The sequence below is a fragment of the Mammaliicoccus sciuri genome, assembly GCF_002901825.1.
GTDB classification, from domain to species: Bacteria; Bacillota; Bacilli; order Staphylococcales; family Staphylococcaceae; genus Mammaliicoccus; species Mammaliicoccus sciuri.
In genome coordinates, this window is record NZ_PPQD01000004.1 from 56,468 (window position 1) to 76,057 (window position 19,590).

Genomic DNA, 19,590 nt, shown 5'->3' on the forward strand with positions numbered 1-19,590 from the left:
GAACTGGCAACATCAGCTTGGAAGGCTGAGGTTATACCATTTAACTACACCCGCACAAATATTTTATTCGATTTATTACCTTTAAAAACAAATGAAATATTTACTATTTAGAATTATATAGTACCAAACCATAAATTTAAAATCAATATATCTAACAGCTAACTCTATATAAAAGCGAGTAAAATCCATTTCACTATCTTTTTATATTAGTTATATTTAAACAACTCATACCAACAAGAATCTTTAAATTAAAAACTACTATTTACACCAATTTATTATTTATACATATCTTAATATATGATTTATCGTCGTGATTGATTAAATCCCCTCTATAATGCTGCGGTTCATTGATACCGGTTAATAAAATAATACTTTCATCACTTTTAGTTTTCTCAACAATTTTTTTGATTGCTTCTTTTCTCGAACTCGCAATCATAATATTATTTAAATCATAATATTCCGGTAAATATTTAATCATCGTTGCAATAATATGGTTTTCATTTTCAAAACCTACTTGCTCAGAAGCTAAAATAATTTGATCAATATTATTAGGAATTAAATTCATTGTATCTCTTATTTTATCTAAACCGCGTAAGCCTATACCTGTAATCATTACTGTAAGCTTTTTTCTCTTTTTTGAAGAATATTTTATAGCTTCGCTAATTGATTCATTAATTGCTAATGGTGTATGTGCAAAATCTAATATAAATTCAAATTCTCTTATTTTAAATATTTCAAATCTATTATCAGGTGGTTTGATATACTTAACAACCTCTAAAATATTTTTTATATCAAAATTCAATTTATGTATTGCAAATATACTAATAGCAAGATTTATATAATTATGAATTCCATTCAATGCTATATTGATTTGATAAACATTTCCATCTATCCAAATAGATAACTTATTCTCCTCTATAGAATATTTATAATACATATCATTTTTTTGGTTATTAGAAAAATGATACCTATCATAACCTATTTTTCTGTATTCTTCACTATCATAATTGACAATACTTTTTTTACTTAGCGCATTCAGTTTTAATTTAGCTTCTAAATAATTTTCAAGTGTATGATGATACTCAAGATGTTCAGAGCTAAAATTAGTAAATATTGCTAGTTCGTTATATATAAAATTAACCCTTTTTTGATCTAACGCAATAGATGTAGCTTCATATACAATGTAGTCATAATTTTTTTCTGCAAAGTACTTTATAATTTCAGCAAATTCAATATGCATTGGTGTAGTTGGTGTAGAATGGTTAAAATTCATTTTGTTAAATTTAGAATCATAAACGCCTAATGTACCAACAACAGCTACTCGTTTATCTAGTTTTGATAATATTTTTCCTACCATATGACTTGTAGTTGTTTTACCATTAGTACCCGTTACTGCAATAAATTTTAAGCTTTCGATATATTTATCATAAAATAAATGTACTAATTTATTTATCGCTGATGCATAGTTAGATAAATATATAACTGGAATATCACACTTCATATCATCCAAACTATTTGCTTCCATATTCGTCAATATTAATATTGGATTTTTACTTATAGCTTTTTCTGCATAAATTTTAGAGCGATTAGACGCCTTTAATATAAAAATAGAAGAATTTTTAATATTTTGGTACATGGTTGTAATATCAGTACACTCTTTATCTATATTGATTTTATAATTATTATTACTAACTAATATTTCTTGTTCAATTTGTGATATTACATCGAGTATTTTCATATTTTCTCCTTTTTAATAAATATAATATCCTTGAAAATTCAAAAAGAAAACTAGATTCAAATTTGAATTTAGTTTTCTTTATTCTATATAACGAGCCTATTTTTGTGCGCCAGTGTCTGGCATTTCTTTTGGCATATTCATTTCAAATTTTGATTTATTTTGCATTACGATTGCTTGACTTAAACCTTTAGCTGGCATAAACATATGCGCATATGCTTCTCTTACTTTCATTGTTGATGTTTTATAATCTCCTTTAGTGTAAGCATCAAATGAAGCTAACAACTGATTCACATGCATACCTAATCCTTCAGCTAACTCATCACTCTTTAATTGATTATCTGTAGCTTTAGATAGAAATGCGCCAAACTCTTTACTATAATTATCTAAGTTGCTTTTTGCTTCTTTTTTAGCGTCTTCGTCTTTATTTTTTGAAGCTTCTACGTAATCAACGAAATACCCAATATGCTCTGTCCACATTTTATCGAATTCCATACCCGCTTCTTTACCATACGCACCTTCTATTGCTTTTGATAAATCTTTTGTATTCATTTCTAACGCTTTTACTGAGGCTTTGTAATTTTTAGATCCATCATACCCATTTTGCATCGCATCAGCTGCTAAGATGGCATGTTCACTCATTAAATAATTTAAATCTGATCTTAAGTCGGCTGCTTTTGTTGTTGCACTTGTATGATGATAATCTTCAGGAAATTGTTGTGTTATAGCATTTGATAATCCTTTACTAACCATATACATGTGATGAATGGATTCTCTTTCGTATTTGTATGCTTTTTCATAGTCCCCATTTACTGAGGCATCAAATGCGCTTACTAATTGATTCACGTGCATTTGTAAACCTTCTGATAAACCTTTCGCTTCTAATTTTTCATCTGTTGCTGATGCTAAAAATTGAGAGAAGTGCTCTCTATAATTATCTAAGTTCTTTAATGCTTCTTGTCGTGCATTTTCATCATTATCATTTGTAGCATTCACATAATCTACAAAGTAGCCAATATGTTCTGCCCACATTTTTTCAAACTCTTTACCTGCTTCTTGGCCATACACATCACCAATAGCTTTAGATAAATCTTTTGTATTCATATTAAGTGATTTAACCGACGCATCAAAATCTTTAGAACCTTCTGCACCTTTTCTCATTGTATCAGTAGCTAAATACGCATGTTCACTTAGCAACATATCTAAATTACTTCTTAATTCAACTGCTTTACTATCTGTTTTTGTAACAGATTCATGTGATGCATCATGTGCTTGTGCAATTTGCGATACGCTTGTTCCAGCTCCTAACAATGAAACCGATAATGACATGGCTAATACTTTCTGTGAAATATTCATCCAATCACTCCTTTGTTTTTTTGTTCATATGGTATACGCAATAAATAAAAAAAGAGATCACATTAATTAATGTAATCTCTAAAAATATCTAACCTTTTTCACCAGCCATTATTATATCACCTTCAGGAGCCTGATTATTTGGTGATGGTTCTAAAGTAATTGCTATTTTATCTTGCTTATCTAATTCGATATCACTTAAATCAAAGATAACTATTCCAGAATTTTTACTGGAAACAAAAGTACCTGCTCGATATGGCTTTTCTCCTTTAAGAATCCAAACTTGATATGCTTCATTGCCTTTCGTTTCTTGTAAATTTTGTGCTTGTACTACTAATTGTCTTTCTTTTTTATTTTTAGCTATAAACGCTTCGCCTTGAACTTGATCTTTTTCAGTAGATTTTAATTTTATTATTTGTGCACTGCTTTTATTTATTAAATGATGGTCTTTATTCTTACTTCCATGATCTTTTATATTAAACTGATATAAATTTCCTACTATAGATATTAATAATAATGCGGCCATACTAATGAGAGATACGTTTTTAATGATATTTCGCTTTGTATTTAAAGGTCTATGCTGACTGTTATCATTATATTCTTGAGCTGAATGTCCTTCATTATTTTCATCATTTAGAATATTATTCATTATTCTACTTTTCATATCTTTAGGAGGAACAATATTTTCAACATGATAAGGAAGAGATTCATTTAATATATTCAGTTCATCTAGTTCTTCTTGACAAGTTTTACAAGTTTTTAAATGTTCTTCAAATTTTTGTTTTTCATCTTTACTTAATTGATTATTGAAATAATCATATAATTTTTCACATTCCATATTATTTCCTCTCTCCCTTCTTGTTTATTTTTAATTTATGCTTTAAATGTTGAATAGATAATCTTAGCCTACTCTTTACAGTTCCTAAAGGTATTTCAAGCGTCTTCGATATTTCTTTATGATTGAAACCTTTAAAATAAAATAAATACACAATAGCTTGTTGCTTTGCGTCTAACTCATCTATACATCCTTTAATCTGTTCAGCTTCTTCTTTAGTTATGAGTTCTGATTCAGGTACGTTATCCGTCTTTATATTATCCCTTTCTTCATCATATTCATAAGGCGTTGTTTTTCTCTTACGTATATAATCAATTGCTAAGTTTCGTGAAATCGTAATAAGCCATGTCGACATCTTACCTTTACTACTATCAAATTGAGCTTTTTGGTTCCAAATTTTCATAAATACATCTTGAAGTACTTCTTCACTCGATTGCTTATCTTGAGTGATTTTATAAATAAAACTGTATAGCAGCGATTCGTAACGGTCATATAATGTTTCTAAGCTATTTGTATCTTTAGATACTATTTTATCGTATAAATCTATATCCGACTCTCGCATTGTTATACCCCCCGACATTTACTATTATATGTTAGCAAATGTCATATGCATAATTTCAACCATTTATTAATTTTGTATAAACTACTAATCTATTTGGTGTACTTCCTAGTGAAGTATTATAGTCCCCTTCACAAGTAATTAAATTTAAATGTCTATTACTAGAATATCCAAAGATTTTTTCTACTGGCGCATCTCTTAATTTATATAATTTTTTATCATATACTTTAAATACTAATTTCTTATTATTTCTATCACTAACTTCAACTCTATCACCTTTTTGAAGTTTATGAAGATTTGTAAATACACCTGGATTCACACCATCATCAACATGTCCCGCTATCACAGCATTACCAAGTTCACCAACTTTAAAACCATCTTTAAACCAACTAGGCGTATCGATATCTTTTGGTACTGCCATTTCATTCTTTTGATTAGTTCCTGTGTGATCTAATTCGTGATTTACATTTATTCTTTTAATATTTATTTTCAAAGGTACGATACCTTTTTGATATGTTTCGAATGCCTTTGATTCTACAGTTTGAACATTTTTCTCTTCGCTTGTTTTTTTATCTACATGATTCATTTGATTATGACATCCACTGAGTATTAAAACTGTCATTAATACCGTTATCATTTTACGCATAGCAATCACATCCTTTTATATATATACGTATATTTTTATGAATAAGATCACTCTATGTATCGATATCTAGACATACTTGGATATTCTATTTATTTTTATAAGTTTATATTTTTCTAAAAAAAGGTATATATACTTCATACGGTTAACATAAATAGGAGTGATATGATGGGTAAAGTAGAAAAATTAGAAGAATTTGTTGAAGTCGTCAAAAAAGAAAGTGGTGTAGACTTTAAGAATTTCTACTCTTCAGAAAAACAATTAAAAAGTTTATTAGGTTTTAACAAGAATTTAAGACCACAGTTCTTAAAAGACTTAAATGATGAAGAAATATCATTTATTTATTCTGTCGTATATAATAACGGTTCTGAAAACGAAAAAGTTGATACTATGAATCATAATATTAAATATGAACTAGAAAACATGTCGGCAAATGATATCATTAATCATTATGAAGCGTTTAAAAGAAATAATAAATAGATAGTTGAAAAGCTCTGATGCAAGTGTATTTTGGGTTTAGCTATCCAATGCATTATACAAAAGAAATCTGGGAATAATATTATATCCCAGATTCAATGACTAATTATTTAACTGATAACTACTTTATAAGTAGTTCTACTATTAATTAATATACCAGCAACTATTAATATCTTTATAATATGCCTTTCTTTTGATTGATACTATTGACTATTTCCATCCACATGTTCAACAATATTTAAATTACATTTTAAAGACTTCAAGCTTTTCACATGAGCATTAGGGGTTAATTCCATATATTCACGACGTATAGTTACATTCTTTGTTAAAGGTATTGTATTTATGATATCTCTATTATATTTAGACAAATCAATTACACATAATAAATTCCATTTATCCCATCTACTATTAAAAAATAAATTAGATGTATAAAAAGTATATGTTTCTATATTTATATCATTTAATTTTTTTGAGAAGATTCTTTGATAATTCTTTTTTTCAGATTTATTATTAAAAATCAAAGTATCTATAAGATACATAAAAATCACTCCTATATTTTTTAATTAATATATTCAATTATGTTATGTCTTATATATTACACTCACACCTATTTTACTAACCACTTTTATTTAGGTATATATTAAAGTGCCAATGTCACTTTATTAATCTTTTTAACTTCTCCTACTAATCTAATTTTAGAAACCCTTATCACCATTTATCGTTGCAAACTTTTAACACGTTATCATTATTATAAACTTTATATTCAAACATATATATATATTCTATTTTTAAAAGTTATTTATTTGAAATTAACTTTTAAAAGGCATATTATTAAATTAAATACTATAAGGAGGTTTTTTAAATGAAAGCAGCAGTTTGGTATGGTCAAAAGGATGTACGCGTTGAAGAACGAACTACGAAAGAATTACAAAGTAATCAGGTTAAAGTTAAAGTTTCTTGGGCTGGTATATGTGGTACAGACTTACACGAATACTTAGAAGGTCCTATATTTATTTCAACCGATAAACCGGACCCGTTCCTTGGACAAAAAGCGCCTGTAACATTAGGTCATGAATTTGCAGGTGTAGTAGAGGATATTGGTTCAAAAGTTACTAAATTCAATAAAGGCGATCGAGTTGTTGTTAATCCTACAGTTTCTAATCATGAAAAAGAAGAAAATATTGACCTTTATGATGGTTATTCATTTATAGGCCTAGGTTCAGATGGTGGATTTGCAGAATTTACAAATGTCCCAGAAGAGAATGTGTATAAACTGCCAAATAATGTTTCTGATAAAGAAGGTGCCCTTGTTGAACCAACAGCTGTAGCAGTTCAAGCAATTAAAGAAGGAAATGTCCTTTTCGGTGATACTGTTGCTATTTTTGGAGCTGGACCAATCGGATTATTGACAACTATAGCTGCAAAAGCTGCAGGTGCTAGTAAAATATTTGTTTTTGATTTATCTGAAGAAAGATTGAAAAAGGCGAAAGAAGTAGGCGCTACTCATACTATAAATTCTGGTGAATCAAACCCAGTTGATGTTATTAATAAACATACTGATAATGGTGTTAATGTGTCATTTGAGGTAGCAGGTGTAGCACCTACATTTAAATCTGCCATTGATGTTACTAAACCAAGAGGCACTGTTGTTATTGTTTCTATATTTGGACATTCAATTGAATGGAATCCAATGCAGTTAACAAACACTGGCGTAAAACTTACATCGACTATTGCTTATACACCTTCTACATTTCAACAAACAATAGACTTAATTAATGAAGGGAATTTAAAAGTTAAAGACGTCATAACTGATGAAATTGAGTTAAATGATATTGTAGAATCAGGTTTTGAACAACTTGTAAACGATAAATCACAAGCAAAAATTCTCGTTAAATTATAGTACAGTTTATAAAAAATAATGGATGGGTAAAATTTCAATTTATTCTTCCATTATTTTTCTTACTTTTATTATTCTATAAAATTTATAATTGCTTATTCATGTTAATTTAGTAACCTCTTCTCCCCCTCTATTTTTCATCATATAAAACCAAATTAAAAAAATAACATATTCATTTTTCCTCCGACCACTTACATACTTATATCTTTTTTTAAATGTAAGTGATATATTGACATACATATTAGAAAATACTAATATGAAAACATATTAACTATAGATAATATGAGGTGATTTAAATGAACGACATACAATTAAAAGCACATTTTATACATGGACTATCTAATAAAACAAGATTAACGATATTAGAGTTGCTTAAATTAAAAGAAATGACTGTTAATGAAATTGTTGAGCAATCAAAAATCAGTCAATCTAGTATTTCTCAACATCTAGCCTGTCTTAAAGGGTGTGGTTTGGTTATTTCAAGACAAGAGGGTAAATTTGTTTATTATCAAATTAAGAACGATCAGATTTTAGCATTACTTCAATTAATTGATTCTGTAGTAGAAGATACTGAAGAAGATATAGCTTGTTGCCAACACCATACTATTTAAAGAAAGAAGGTAACATATATGAGCAAGCAATGTTGTAGTAATCAAGAAACACATAATACTTGTTGTACCAGTAATAAAGTACAAGAAAATAATTGCTGTAGCAATGAAAATAAAGCAACACCATCAAATAATAGTTGTTGTACAACTCATGAAGTTTCTAGTCATTCAACTGAGAACAATTCGAATATCACAAATCATAAAATAACTAAGGAAGAAGATGAAGTTGCCACCTCGGCTTCTAATTATAATTTTAAAGTGAGTGGAATGGACTGTAGTTCTTGTGCAGTTACAATTGAAAAAGCTTTAAATAATTTAGATAGTGTGGTCAACCCTAAAGTTAGTTTTTCTACGGGGAAACTATCAGTTGATTTGAAAAATACAAATGACATCAGCCAACTAACTCAAACAGTTGAAAAATTAGGATACGGTATTGAAGAAGTAAATCATAATCGAAAGTATACAACTTTCTCAGTAGAAGGCATGGATTGTGGAAGTTGTGCTAAGAGTATTGAAAATCATTTGAATAATTTATCATACGTGAATGATGTACAGGTTAGTTTCTCTACAGGGAAAATGCAAGTCGATTTTGAGGGTAATCAAATAAAAAACATTGAAAATGAAGTTTCCAAAATTGGTTATGTGGCAACTTTAAATTCAACAGATAACAAAAATGATACCAAATGGCATTTATTTAAAAAGCCTATTTTATCAGCCATATTGCTCTGTCTAGGTCTCGTTCTTACGATAACAAATCTGCCAATTTGGGTTCCTAATCTAATTTATATATTAACTATTATCGTTAGTGGTGTGAAACCATTGAAAAGTGCATATTATGCCATTAAATCGAAAAGTTTAGATATGAATGTGTTAATGTCTGTAGCTGTCATTGGCGCTATATTAATTGGTGAATTTTTTGAAGGTGCAATTGTGGTCTTGCTATTTACGATTGGAACTTTATTACAAACTATTTCAATAGACAAGACACGTCATTCTATACAATCATTAATGAATATTACACCATCAACAGCAACTGTAATTGCAGAAAATAGTTTAATTTCAAAAGACTTAAAAAATATTCGTGTAGGAGAAATATTGCTTGTTAAACCCGGTGAACGTGTGCCATTAGATGGAACGATTACTGAAGGTTACTCAAGTTTGAATCAAGCTCCAATAACTGGTGAATCCATACCTGTCGATAAAACGGTTGATCATGAAGTATATGCAGGGTCAATCAATGAAAATGGTACGTTAAAGATTCGTGTATCAAAATTAGTAGAAGACACAACTATTTCTAAAATTATTCATATGGTTGAAGAAGCTCAAGAGAATAAAGCACCGACACAAGCTTTTATTGATCGATTTTCTGAAATTTACACACCTATCGTCTTTGTATTAGCATTATTAGTCATGGTCATACCACCTATCTTCTCTTTAGGTACATGGGGTGAATGGTTCTATAAAGGTCTAGAGTTACTTGTTATTGCATGTCCTTGTGCACTCGTTATTTCAACACCTGTAGCCATCGTTACCGCAATCGGAAGTGCTGCAAAAATTGGCGTGCTTATTAAGGGTGGTAATCATTTAGAAGCTTTAGGTACTTTATCTGCTTTAGCTTTTGACAAAACAGGTACTTTGACTGAAGGTCAGCCAAAAGTGGATACAATTAAAAGCATCGATTCTGATGAAGAAACATTATTAAATATTGTGATGAGTTTAGAATCATACTCAACCCACCCTATCAGCAATGCAATCGTAGATTATGCTACTCAGTTTAATGCTAAAGCATCTTATATAACGAATTTTAAAAATATAGTTGGCCAAGGTATTAAAGGCAAAATAAATGAAAGTGACGTTTATGCCGGAAACTTAAAATTAATTACTTCTATCAACAAACAAATTGAAAATTATAAAGACGAAATAAACACATATGAGCAAGAAGGATATACTGTTATAATTGTTGCGTCTTCTGATATCATTCATGGTTTAATAACAGTAGCAGATCCATTACGTTCAAATATCAACAAAACATTACAACAAATAAATGGTACACATATTAAAAATACTGTAATGCTTACAGGAGATAACAAAGGAACAGCTCATAAAATCGCACAACTTGTAGGTATTAAAGAAGTGTATGCTGAATTAATGCCTGGAGATAAATTATCTGCTATTAAAGGTTTACAAAATAAAGGGTATCGCGTCGGTATGATTGGTGATGGTATCAATGATGCACCAGCTTTAGCACAAAGTGATGTAGGCATTGCAATGGGCGGTATTGGTTCAGATACAGCGATGGAAACAGCTGATGTCGTACTTATGTCAGATGACATCAATCAATTAACACGTACAATTTCTATAAGTAAGAAAACTAAAAATATCATTAAGCAAAATATATATTTCTCAATACTTATAAAATTAATTGCTTTTATATTAGTGTTTCCAGGATTACTAACACTATGGTTAGCAGTATTAAGTGATACAGGAGCTGCTATATTAGTTATATTAAACTCTTTGCGTTTATTAAAAATAAGAACTTAATAAATATTTTATTAAATAAATCCTTCAATTGCTAATAAATAATCATAACCCAACAATTGCCAAAAGCCACTTTTAAAGCGAACATTACACATGTAGTCTTTGAAAGTGGCTTTTTTATTGATCTCCAAAAATAGAAATATTTTCTATTTTAATATACTGATATATATATAACATGCTATTTTAGTCATATATTAGACTTTATAAATATACTGATATAACAAAATGGGATTGAATTGATTTTGAACATGGGTTATGATAGCGGTATTGATATTTATAGTACATGTCATGTACTAATGGATAAGGAGTTATGATTTTGAAGAAACCATTTGAAATTTTTATTGAAGATATTAAAAATATCAGACGTGTGCCGTTTGTGATTATATTATTATTAGGTCTTTCTATTTTGCCCTCATTCTATGCGTGGTTTAATTTAAGTTCTACGTGGGATCCTTACAACAATACGCAAGGTATTAAAATTGCGGTCGTGAATGAAGATAAGGGTGCTAAGGTTGAAGGCAAAGATATTAATGTTGGTGACCAATTAGTTGAACAATTGAAGAAGAATGATAAGTTCGGCTGGGAATTTGTGAATCGTAAGAAGGCTGACGATGGTGTTGAAAAAGGTGATTATTATGCCTCTATATATTTACATAAGACTTTTTCTGATGAAGTCACAAGTATCTATCATAAGAAACCAAAGAAAGCCGTTATTGATTACAAAGTAAATGAGAAATTAAATGCGATTGCACCTAAAATGACAAACGCTGGTGCATCATCCATTGTAGATTCTTTAAATAAAGAATTTGGTGAGAATGCAACGCAAGCATTATTAAAAGAAGCGAATCAAGTTGGTTTAGATCTTGAAAATGAATTACCTACTTTAAGCAAAATTAAAAATGCTGTATATACTGCTGAAGATAATCTTCCTAAAATAGAAGAATTCAAAGAGAAAGTCATTGAAATTGATGAACATCAAGATGACATTACGAAGTATAAAGACGAATTCGAAGCGCTAGGAAATTACAAAGGCGACATTAATGAAGGCGTAACAAAAATTAATGAAGTAAACAGTAAAATGGGAGATATTAACCAAGCTGCTCAATTAATTACGAAGCTTAATGCTAAAATGCCTGAAATTGAAAGTGCATTAGCAAAAGCGAATAAAGTACAACAACAATTTCCTAAAATCAATAAAGGCGTGCCTCAAGGTATTGAAGCAACTGAAAAAGCATTAGCAGCTATCAATAAAGCAGAGCAATACTTACCTGAATTAAATCGTAAATTAGATCAGTATGAAGCAGATGCTAAAAAAGCTCAGGAAAAAACTGAAAAAGCGAACGAAAAACTGAAAGCTGATCAAGATAAAGAAAAGAAAGACACTAAGAATAACAAAGCAAAACCTGAACAAAGCACAGAAGAACCTCAACAGTCGTCAGAAGAAGAAAACAAAGCAGACAATCAGACTGACCAAAATGCTGAAGAACAAGAAAGTGATAAAGAACAAGCAGACACTTCTAAAGAAGAAACAGAAGAAAAAGTATCAACTGAAGATCAAGAGAAAGATAATGATATCGTAACAACGCAACAAGCTTACGATGAAGAAGATACTCATAAAGAAGAGAATGACCAAGCTTCTAAAAACGTATTAACTGATCAAGAATTAAATGAAATGAAATCTGCACTGAGCGAATCTTTAACAGCCCTCGCAGACTATAGTAACGAACAAGCAACTATGAATAAAAAAGATTTAGAAAGTATGCAGGCTATCAATCAAAGTATCTTGATGAGTCAAGACGGTAAACAACTTGCAGACACAGTGAAAAACAATCAATCACGATTAAAACAAGGTGTCGCTTTTAATGATTCTATGATTGATATTTTAAAGGAACTTCAGAAATCTGAAGGTATTGATACTTCATCAGCCATTTCACAATTTGAATCAGCTAACAAAGATTTGCAAAGTGTTATAAATGGCCAAAGCAATCTGATTAATGCTTTAAATAATGGTAAATCCGGCAAAGAAGAAGTATTAGCATTAGATAAATTAATCGATTCTAACCTCGTATCTTTAGACAATTTATTGAAATATACGAGCAGTGATTTTAAGACGACTTTAATGGAAGGCGTTAATCAAATTGATCAAGCGTTAACTAAAGGTATAGATGATATCTCGAAGATTAGAAGTTCTATGAACATGATAGATAATGTAATTCAAACTGGGAAAAGTTCCTTACAAAATGGTCATGATTTATTAGTCAGCATCAACAATGAATTACCTGAACTTGAAAGAAAGTTTAATAACATTAATGAAGTAGCTCAAACAAACTTCCCTAAATTTAAAGATCAAGTTGGTAAAGGTGCTTATTACGTTGAAAATGAACTACCAAATGTTCAATCAGAAGTTAAAAAGCTCGCACAGTTCTCAAATAACGATTTACCAACAATGATTGATAAATACGACCGTGCTGTTCAATTAATAGATGACAACTTACCAGAAGCTCAAAAGGAAATTCATGACTTAGCAGAATTTGCACGAAATGATTTACCAGGTATTGAAGAAGATATTAAGAAAGCAGCGAAGAAAGTTAGAGAAATAGATAAAGATGATACAGTTCACGAGCTGATTAAATTATTGAAAAATGATTTAAAGAAACAAGCTGATATTATTGCACATCCAATAGAATTAAAAGAAGAATCGTTATTTAGTGTGCCAAACTATGGAACAGCAAGTACACCATTCTATACATCTTTAGCAATTTGGGTAGGTGCTTTACTATTATCTAACTTATTAACAACAGATATTAAAAATCCAGAAATTAAGCAGAAATATTCATTGAGAGAAATATTCGTTGGAAAGAGCTTTATATTCATTATTATAGGTGTCATACAGTCCATTATCGTGTCACTAGGAGATATGTTTATTTTAGGCGCAGCAATCGATAATAGATTATTATTTATACTATTATCCGTACTCGTTTCAATCGTGTTTATATGTATCGTCTATACATTAGTGTCCCTATTCGGTAACGTAGGTAAAGCATTAGCAATAGTCATTATGGTACTACAAATAGCAGGTGGAGGTGGGACGTTCCCAATACAAGTCACACCAAAATTCTTCCAAGCCATACATCCATATTTGCCGTTTACTTATGCCGTAGATGCTTTAAGAGAAGCGGTCGGAGGCGTCGTACCAGAAATACTCATATACAATCTCATATGTCTCGTATTATTCGGCGTCGTCATATTCACAATAGGCTTTATCGTTAAACCAATACTCGACCCATGGAAAAACAAAACAAGCAAACGCGCCGAAGACAGTTACTTAATGGAATAATTAAATTATGTATAAAAATAATCGCCCGATTCGTAGTAGTGAACTACAGGATCGGGTGATTTTTAGTTTGAGTGTAGAGCGAATGATGCCACTCCACTTAATAGATAGTCAGACAGCATTTTTCTCATTCGCCAATCCTATAGACCCACGGAATAAATAATATAGACAATCATCTATATAGATGTTAATCTATATATCAAAAGGGAGGTATGGTTATGTCTTATCAAGAACTATCTACTATATTAAAAGTTTTATCTGATCCAAGCAGGTTAGAAATAATAGATTTACTTTCATGTGGTGAACTATGTGCTTGTGACTTACTTGAACATTTTCAATTTTCACAACCTACCCTAAGTCATCATATGAAGTCATTAGTCGATAAGCAATTAGTTCTTTCACGAAAAGAAGGTAATAAACATATGTATCGACTTAATCATGAAATATTAGATGATGTTAATCACAACTTAAATCTTATTACTACATCTAACGAACGATGTGTATGTAAAAATATGAAACAAGGTGAGTGCTGATGACAATATTAGCAATTGCTATTTTTCTTTTAACTTTAACCTTTGTAATTTGGCAACCAAAAGGTTTAGATATTGGTATTACAGCTTTAATTGGAGCAGTTGTTGCAATCATTACAGGGGTCGTAAGTTTTTCAGATGTAATAGAAGTAACAGGCATTGTTTGGAATGCTACTTTAACCTTTGTAGCTGTTATTCTTATTTCATTAATATTAGATGAAATTGGATTTTTTGAATGGTCCGCAATACATATGGTCAAAGCGTCAAATGGTAACGGATTAAAAATGTTTGTTTTTATTATGTTATTAGGGTCAGTTGTAGCAGCATTTTTTGCAAATGATGGGGCTGCTTTAATCTTAACGCCTATTGTATTAGCGATGGTAAGGAATCTAGGATTTAACAAAAAAGTGATTTTTCCTTTTATAATTGCCAGTGGTTTTATCGCTGATACGACATCACTACCTTTAATTGTAAGTAATTTAGTTAATATTGTTTCTGCAGATTACTTTAACATTGGATTTATTGAATATTTTAGTCGAATGATTATACCTAATATATTCTCTCTAATTGCTAGTATTCTCGTCTTATGGTTATATTTCAGAACATCCATACCTAAAACGTTCGATACAGAAAATCTATCAGACCCTAAAAGTGCAATTAAAGATCCTAAATTATTTAAAATTTCATGGGTAGTATTAGCCGTACTACTCGTTGGATATCTTGTTAGTGAGTTTATCCAAATTCCTGTATCAATTATTGCCGGTATTATCGCTTTTATCTTTGTTCTGTTAGCTCATAAATCTAAAGCAGTTCATACAAAACAAGTCATTAAAGGCGCGCCGTGGAATATCGTTTTGTTCTCCATTGGTATGTACTTAGTTGTATTTGGATTGAAAAATGTAGGAATCACAACTATTTTAGCTGATGTATTATCCAATATTTCAAGTCTTGGATTATTCAGTAGTGTTATAGGCATGGGCTTTATATCAGCATTTTTATCTTCCATTATGAATAATATGCCTACTGTTTTAATAGATGCAATCGCAATTGGGCAATCCAGTACAACAGGCATATTAAAAGAAGGCATGGTTTATGCAAATGTTATAGGTTCTGATTTAGGCCCTAAAATTACGCCAATTGGTTCGTTAGCTACATTATTGTGGCTTCATGTTTTAACACAAAAAGGAGTAAAAATTTCTTGGGGAACATACTTTAAAACTGGAATTATCATTACTATTCCAGTCCTATTTGTAACCCTATTAGGTTTATATCTTACTCTAATCATATTTTAAGAAAAGAGGTTTTAATTATGCCTAAGAAAACAATTTATTTTATATGTACAGGAAATTCTTGTCGTAGCCAAATGGCTGAAGGTTGGGGAAAAGAAATATTGGGTGAAGATTGGAATGTCTATTCTGCTGGTATTGAAACACATGGTGTGAATCCTAAAGCAATTGAAGCTATGAATGAAGTAGGGATTGATATTTCAAACCATACCTCCGACTTGATTGATAGAGATATTCTAGAACAATCTAATTTAGTCATAACGTTATGTAGTGATGCAGATAATAATTGTCCTACATTACCAACAAATGTCATAAAAGAACACTGGGGCTTTGATGATCCAGCAGGAAAAGAATGGTCAGAATTCCAACGTGTAAGAGATGAAATTGGAGAAAAAATTAAATTATTCAATGAGAAAAACTAACTAAAATTTTTTAACTTAAATGCATAAGGACTGGTATATTAAATCATTTTCTCCTCTAGAGAATCACCTGATATGCTGTATAATGTTTTCTATTCATTTATAAATTTATTGCTATTTTTTATTAATAGGACTATTATCTTTATATCTTATAATGCAGGTGATAAAAAAATGAATACTATATTCAAAGTTACTATGATTTATTTGACACTATTTTTAACGACTACAATCATAGGTTCGATATTACTCTACTTGCCAGTTACTGGACGAAAACCTATTGATTTTGTTGATGCTTTTTTTATCGCTACAAGTGCATTTACAGTAACAGGGCTTTCAACTGTTGATATACCTAACCAGTTCAATGAATTAGGATATTTGGTAATACTTCTACTGATTCAAATTGGTGGGTTAGGAATTGTTACTTTAATGATCTTTATAATGATTTTCACTAGAAAAAACATTACGTACAAAATTAGAGAACTATTAAAGTATACGTGGAGTCTTGATAATGATTCAGGATTACTAAATATAACTATACGTCTTGTATTATTCAGCTTTATTATCGAGATTTTGGGTGCTATTTTTTTATCCCTTGTTTTCATTCCAGATCACGGTATTGTTAGAGGTGGATTCATCAGTATATTTACTTCTGTATCATCATTCAATAACGCTGGTTTTTCTTTATTTTCAGATAGTCTGATGAGTTACAGTGATAACTTAATTGTTAACGTCATTGTTCCATTATTAATTGTAATTGGCGGTATAGGTTATATTGTTTTATTAGATTTGTGGAAAGCTAATCGCTTGAGTAAATTAAGTCTACATTCAAAAATCGTATTAACTACTACAGCTATATTAATCATGATTGGATCACTTTCATTTTGGTTATTAGAAGCAAATAATGTATTAAAAAACGATAATTGGATTGTTCAAATCTTTAAATCCGTTTTCCAATCAATATCAACTAGAACTGCTGGATTCAATACCGTTGACATAGGTCAATTACACGACTCTACTCTATTTATATTTGATATATTAATGTTTATTGGTGCCGCACCTATGAGTACAGGTGGCGGTATAAAAGTTACGACCTTTGCTATCATTATCGTATATTTATATTCTTTATTAAAAGGTCAGACACATCCACATATATTTAAGAAAAGTATTATGACGGAACAAATAAATAAAGCAATAACTGTATGTTTTTTATCAAGTTCTTTGATTTTCATCTCAACATTGAGTATTTTAATTCAAAATCCAAAACTTGATACAACAAAGGTATTATTTGAAACGATTTCAGCTTTTGCGACGGTTGGACTTTCAACTGGCATAACCGCTGATTTGAATTCTATGTCTAAAGTTATACTCATATTGCTAATGATAGTTGGTAAAATAGGTATACTCATTATCATTTCGATATTTGTACACCCCAAAAAAGAGTTATATTATTACTCAACCGAAAAGATTCATTTATAATTTTTATAAAAAATAATCGCCCAATCCGTAGCAGTGAACTACAGGATCGGGCGGTTTTTGTTTAAAAAATTTCATTATATACTACTTTATCTAGAAACCACTTAACAATTCTTTAAAGTCATTAGTAACCTATATATATTGTTCACTTAGTTCTGTTTTATTTTCTATATATAATCCTTCTTACTTTGATAAAAGTTTTTCATATCTTATATAATAATGCTTTCTACATAAATTCATAATAGCATCTACATTATCAGTTAAAGTATCCTCTATGCAAATTTTTTTGATAATCCAACAACAATTGAATTCGAAAACCTTATACCATTAGAAATATAGTAGGTATTACACCCAAACTATATATAAAATATATTTAGATATTAAATTAGAAGGCATTTAAATGATACACTCACCATAAAATTTATCTATCACATTCTTTTTAAAATTAAAACTCTAACACTTTTAATAATTAAAAATTTAATATCATTTTGATTTAGATCACATAAAAGAAAATACAAATGAAGTATTGAATAGCAGGTTGTTTTGTTCATAGACCCTAACTTCTCTTGCTTAATGTATTATTTTCATAAAAAATCGACCTCTTTTTGAGGTCGATTTTCTTTGCCTGCAAGAAATGGCTATATTGATATGCTTATTATAAAGTAGAAAATTGTCGTATTTTTGTCGTTTTTTATTTTTATTTTACCATGTTATAATATAAAAATTATAGGAGGTATAAAAAATGAATTTAGGAATTTTATTTATTCGACTATTTTTAGGTATTACTTTTATTATACATGGTAGCCAAAAAGTTTTTAGTGGTTTTGGCGAGCCAATGAGCATGATGGAATCGTTAGGAGTTCCTGCCTTTATTGGCATTATACTGGCTCTCTTTGAATTAATAGGTGGCATTCTAATTGTATGTGGTTTATTTATTAATTTCATGGCTAGTGGTTTCATAGTTATCATGTTAGGTGCTTTATTTACAGTACATTTAAAACAAGGTTATATGGATTCAGAATTTGTTGTTGCATTACTAATCATGAGTGTTTCTATGTTATTATCTTATGATTGGAAAAAAACAATTCAATTATATTAATAAAATGATTGTTTTTATTTAGGATGAATGTCTATAGGTCTAAACAAAGAAGCAGATAACTCACTATGAGCTGTCCGCTTCTTTAGTACACTTATTTATAGATGGTGGTCTCATAGTTATTTATTTTTATCCTATATAGTATACTTTCTATATAGTTCAGATTAAACTTACAACAATTAATCATGTGGTCGCTATTGATTTAGCGTTATTTTGTTATATATTCATACCTCTAAACAAAAGCATAGCAATACTTATTATTATATTTCTACTGCTTCCTAATGGTTTAAAATAATCATCCCAGTTATATAAAGCGTTCAACACTATATTAAGTATTTTCGCTAAACCTATTCCAAGCATTCTACATACAATCATATAATGTCTTAATAACTTCAATATTCCATTATAAAAGATATATAAGGTGTCAGTCTCTTAACATTCCAATTTTATATATTATATGATCAAGCTCTTCTTTCTTTTGTTCTAATTGCTTAATTGTTAATAACCTTTGCTTTTCTAACATTTCCAATCATTTATATTTTGTAGTTTCCCCTTTTTCAACAAGAAATTTAAACTCTTTTATTTCTTTTAATGCCATCCCTGTACCTCTTAAATGTTTTACAAATGTAATCCATCTTATATTTTCTTCGGAATATACACGCTTGTTACTCTCATTTCTATAATCTGGCGAAATTAATCCCTTTTCTTCATAAAATCTCAAAGTTTTTATAGGTAAATTTGTAATTTTCGAAACTTCTCCTATGAACAATTTGCTTGACCTCCAGTAACTGTACATATTTATACTAT

The 19,590-nt window shown here is 29.6% G+C and carries 17 protein-coding genes; 10 read left to right on the forward strand and 7 right to left on the reverse strand.

The features are described 5' to 3' along the window. Positions 1-262: 262 nt before the first annotated feature. The 5 genes from CD035_RS00840 to CD035_RS00860 all read right to left on the reverse strand — a co-directional run bounded on the left by CD035_RS00840 (position 263) and on the right by CD035_RS00860 (position 5,128). On the reverse strand, positions 263-1,738 hold the full coding sequence (locus CD035_RS00840) for a Mur ligase family protein (RefSeq protein WP_048540348.1): 1,476 nt from the start codon (positions 1,736-1,738) through the stop codon (positions 263-265). Positions 1,739-1,834: 96 nt separating this feature from the next. Beyond that, positions 1,835-3,091, reverse strand: a complete 1,257-nt coding sequence (locus tag CD035_RS00845; protein ID WP_048540347.1) for a hypothetical protein — start codon at positions 3,089-3,091, stop codon at positions 1,835-1,837. 88 nt (positions 3,092-3,179) lie between these two features. Then, entirely contained in the window at positions 3,180-3,926 is a 747-nt protein-coding gene (locus CD035_RS00850; protein WP_048540346.1) for an anti-sigma factor, read from the reverse strand. Position 3,927: 1 nt separating this feature from the next. After that, the gene (locus tag CD035_RS00855; RefSeq protein WP_048540345.1) at positions 3,928-4,485 is read right to left on the reverse strand and encodes an RNA polymerase sigma factor; all 558 of its coding nucleotides are present in this window, start codon (positions 4,483-4,485) and stop codon (positions 3,928-3,930) included. A gap of 55 nt (positions 4,486-4,540) precedes the next feature. Then, on the reverse strand, positions 4,541-5,128 hold the full coding sequence (locus CD035_RS00860) for a class F sortase (protein ID WP_053076869.1): 588 nt from the start codon (positions 5,126-5,128) through the stop codon (positions 4,541-4,543). A gap of 165 nt (positions 5,129-5,293) precedes the next feature. Here CD035_RS00860 and CD035_RS00865 point away from each other — a divergent pair, with 165 nt between their 5' ends. After that, positions 5,294-5,605, forward strand: a complete 312-nt coding sequence (locus CD035_RS00865) for a hypothetical protein (protein ID WP_048540344.1) — start codon at positions 5,294-5,296, stop codon at positions 5,603-5,605. 200 nt (positions 5,606-5,805) lie between these two features. Here CD035_RS00865 and CD035_RS00870 read toward each other — a convergent pair whose 3' ends face one another. Continuing rightward, complete coding sequence (locus CD035_RS00870; RefSeq protein ID WP_048540343.1) at positions 5,806-6,141, reverse strand: hypothetical protein; 336 nt, start codon at positions 6,139-6,141, stop codon at positions 5,806-5,808. Positions 6,142-6,464: 323 nt separating this feature from the next. Between CD035_RS00870 and CD035_RS00875 the strand changes: the two genes are divergently transcribed. The 9 genes from CD035_RS00875 (at position 6,465) to CD035_RS00915 (ending at position 18,786) form a co-directional block, all read left to right on the forward strand. After that, positions 6,465-7,502 carry a 2,3-butanediol dehydrogenase gene (locus CD035_RS00875; RefSeq protein WP_048540342.1) on the forward strand — a complete coding sequence of 346 codons (1,038 nt, stop codon included), beginning with the start codon at positions 6,465-6,467 and terminating at the stop codon, positions 7,500-7,502. Between the two features lie 293 nt (positions 7,503-7,795). Then, positions 7,796-8,110, forward strand: a complete 315-nt coding sequence (locus CD035_RS00880) for an ArsR/SmtB family transcription factor (RefSeq protein WP_048540341.1) — start codon at positions 7,796-7,798, stop codon at positions 8,108-8,110. A gap of 18 nt (positions 8,111-8,128) precedes the next feature. Then, a complete protein-coding gene (locus CD035_RS00885; protein WP_048540340.1) occupies positions 8,129-10,648 on the forward strand; it encodes a heavy metal translocating P-type ATPase in 2,520 nt (839 codons plus the stop codon). 307 nt (positions 10,649-10,955) lie between these two features. After that, entirely contained in the window at positions 10,956-13,982 is a 3,027-nt protein-coding gene (locus CD035_RS00890; protein ID WP_229412494.1) for a YhgE/Pip domain-containing protein, read from the forward strand. A 215-nt stretch (positions 13,983-14,197) separates the two neighbouring features. Further along, on the forward strand, positions 14,198-14,512 hold the full coding sequence (locus CD035_RS00895) for an ArsR/SmtB family transcription factor (protein ID WP_048540338.1): 315 nt from the start codon (positions 14,198-14,200) through the stop codon (positions 14,510-14,512). Continuing rightward, a complete protein-coding gene (arsB, locus tag CD035_RS00900; protein WP_048540337.1) occupies positions 14,512-15,801 on the forward strand; it encodes an arsenite efflux transporter membrane subunit ArsB in 1,290 nt (429 codons plus the stop codon). Before CD035_RS00895 ends, arsB begins: the two co-directional genes overlap by 1 nt. Positions 15,802-15,818: 17 nt before the next feature. Further along, a complete protein-coding gene (arsC, locus tag CD035_RS00905) occupies positions 15,819-16,217 on the forward strand; it encodes an arsenate reductase (thioredoxin) (RefSeq protein WP_048540336.1) in 399 nt (132 codons plus the stop codon). A 168-nt stretch (positions 16,218-16,385) separates the two neighbouring features. Beyond that, a complete protein-coding gene (locus CD035_RS00910) occupies positions 16,386-17,690 on the forward strand; it encodes a TrkH family potassium uptake protein (protein ID WP_048540335.1) in 1,305 nt (434 codons plus the stop codon). Positions 17,691-18,429: 739 nt separating this feature from the next. Next, entirely contained in the window at positions 18,430-18,786 is a 357-nt protein-coding gene (locus CD035_RS00915; protein WP_048540334.1) for a DoxX family protein, read from the forward strand. A 526-nt stretch (positions 18,787-19,312) separates the two neighbouring features. Here CD035_RS00915 and CD035_RS00920 read toward each other — a convergent pair. Continuing rightward, positions 19,313-19,552: a MerR family transcriptional regulator gene (locus CD035_RS00920; protein WP_162198884.1), complete on the reverse strand. Its 240-nt coding sequence runs from the start codon at positions 19,550-19,552 to the stop codon at positions 19,313-19,315. Positions 19,553-19,590: the final 38 nt, after the last annotated feature.

Coding starts and splice junctions, on each gene's coding strand:
- CD035_RS00840 (WP_048540348.1), bottom strand. CDS start 1,738: ATGAAAATACTCGATGTAATATCACAAATTGAACAAGAAATATTAGTT.
- CD035_RS00845 (WP_048540347.1), bottom strand. CDS start 3,091: ATGAATATTTCACAGAAAGTATTAGCCATGTCATTATCGGTTTCATTG.
- CD035_RS00850 (WP_048540346.1), bottom strand. CDS start 3,926: ATGGAATGTGAAAAATTATATGATTATTTCAATAATCAATTAAGTAAA.
- CD035_RS00855 (WP_048540345.1), bottom strand. CDS start 4,485: ATGCGAGAGTCGGATATAGATTTATACGATAAAATAGTATCTAAAGAT.
- CD035_RS00860 (WP_053076869.1), bottom strand. CDS start 5,128: ATGCGTAAAATGATAACGGTATTAATGACAGTTTTAATACTCAGTGGA.
- CD035_RS00865 (WP_048540344.1), top strand. CDS start 5,294: ATGGGTAAAGTAGAAAAATTAGAAGAATTTGTTGAAGTCGTCAAAAAA.
- CD035_RS00870 (WP_048540343.1), bottom strand. CDS start 6,141: ATGTATCTTATAGATACTTTGATTTTTAATAATAAATCTGAAAAAAAG.
- CD035_RS00875 (WP_048540342.1), top strand. CDS start 6,465: ATGAAAGCAGCAGTTTGGTATGGTCAAAAGGATGTACGCGTTGAAGAA.
- CD035_RS00880 (WP_048540341.1), top strand. CDS start 7,796: ATGAACGACATACAATTAAAAGCACATTTTATACATGGACTATCTAAT.
- CD035_RS00885 (WP_048540340.1), top strand. CDS start 8,129: ATGAGCAAGCAATGTTGTAGTAATCAAGAAACACATAATACTTGTTGT.
- CD035_RS00890 (WP_229412494.1), top strand. CDS start 10,956: ATGATTTTGAAGAAACCATTTGAAATTTTTATTGAAGATATTAAAAAT.
- CD035_RS00895 (WP_048540338.1), top strand. CDS start 14,198: ATGTCTTATCAAGAACTATCTACTATATTAAAAGTTTTATCTGATCCA.
- arsB (WP_048540337.1), top strand. CDS start 14,512: ATGACAATATTAGCAATTGCTATTTTTCTTTTAACTTTAACCTTTGTA.
- arsC (WP_048540336.1), top strand. CDS start 15,819: ATGCCTAAGAAAACAATTTATTTTATATGTACAGGAAATTCTTGTCGT.
- CD035_RS00910 (WP_048540335.1), top strand. CDS start 16,386: ATGAATACTATATTCAAAGTTACTATGATTTATTTGACACTATTTTTA.
- CD035_RS00915 (WP_048540334.1), top strand. CDS start 18,430: ATGAATTTAGGAATTTTATTTATTCGACTATTTTTAGGTATTACTTTT.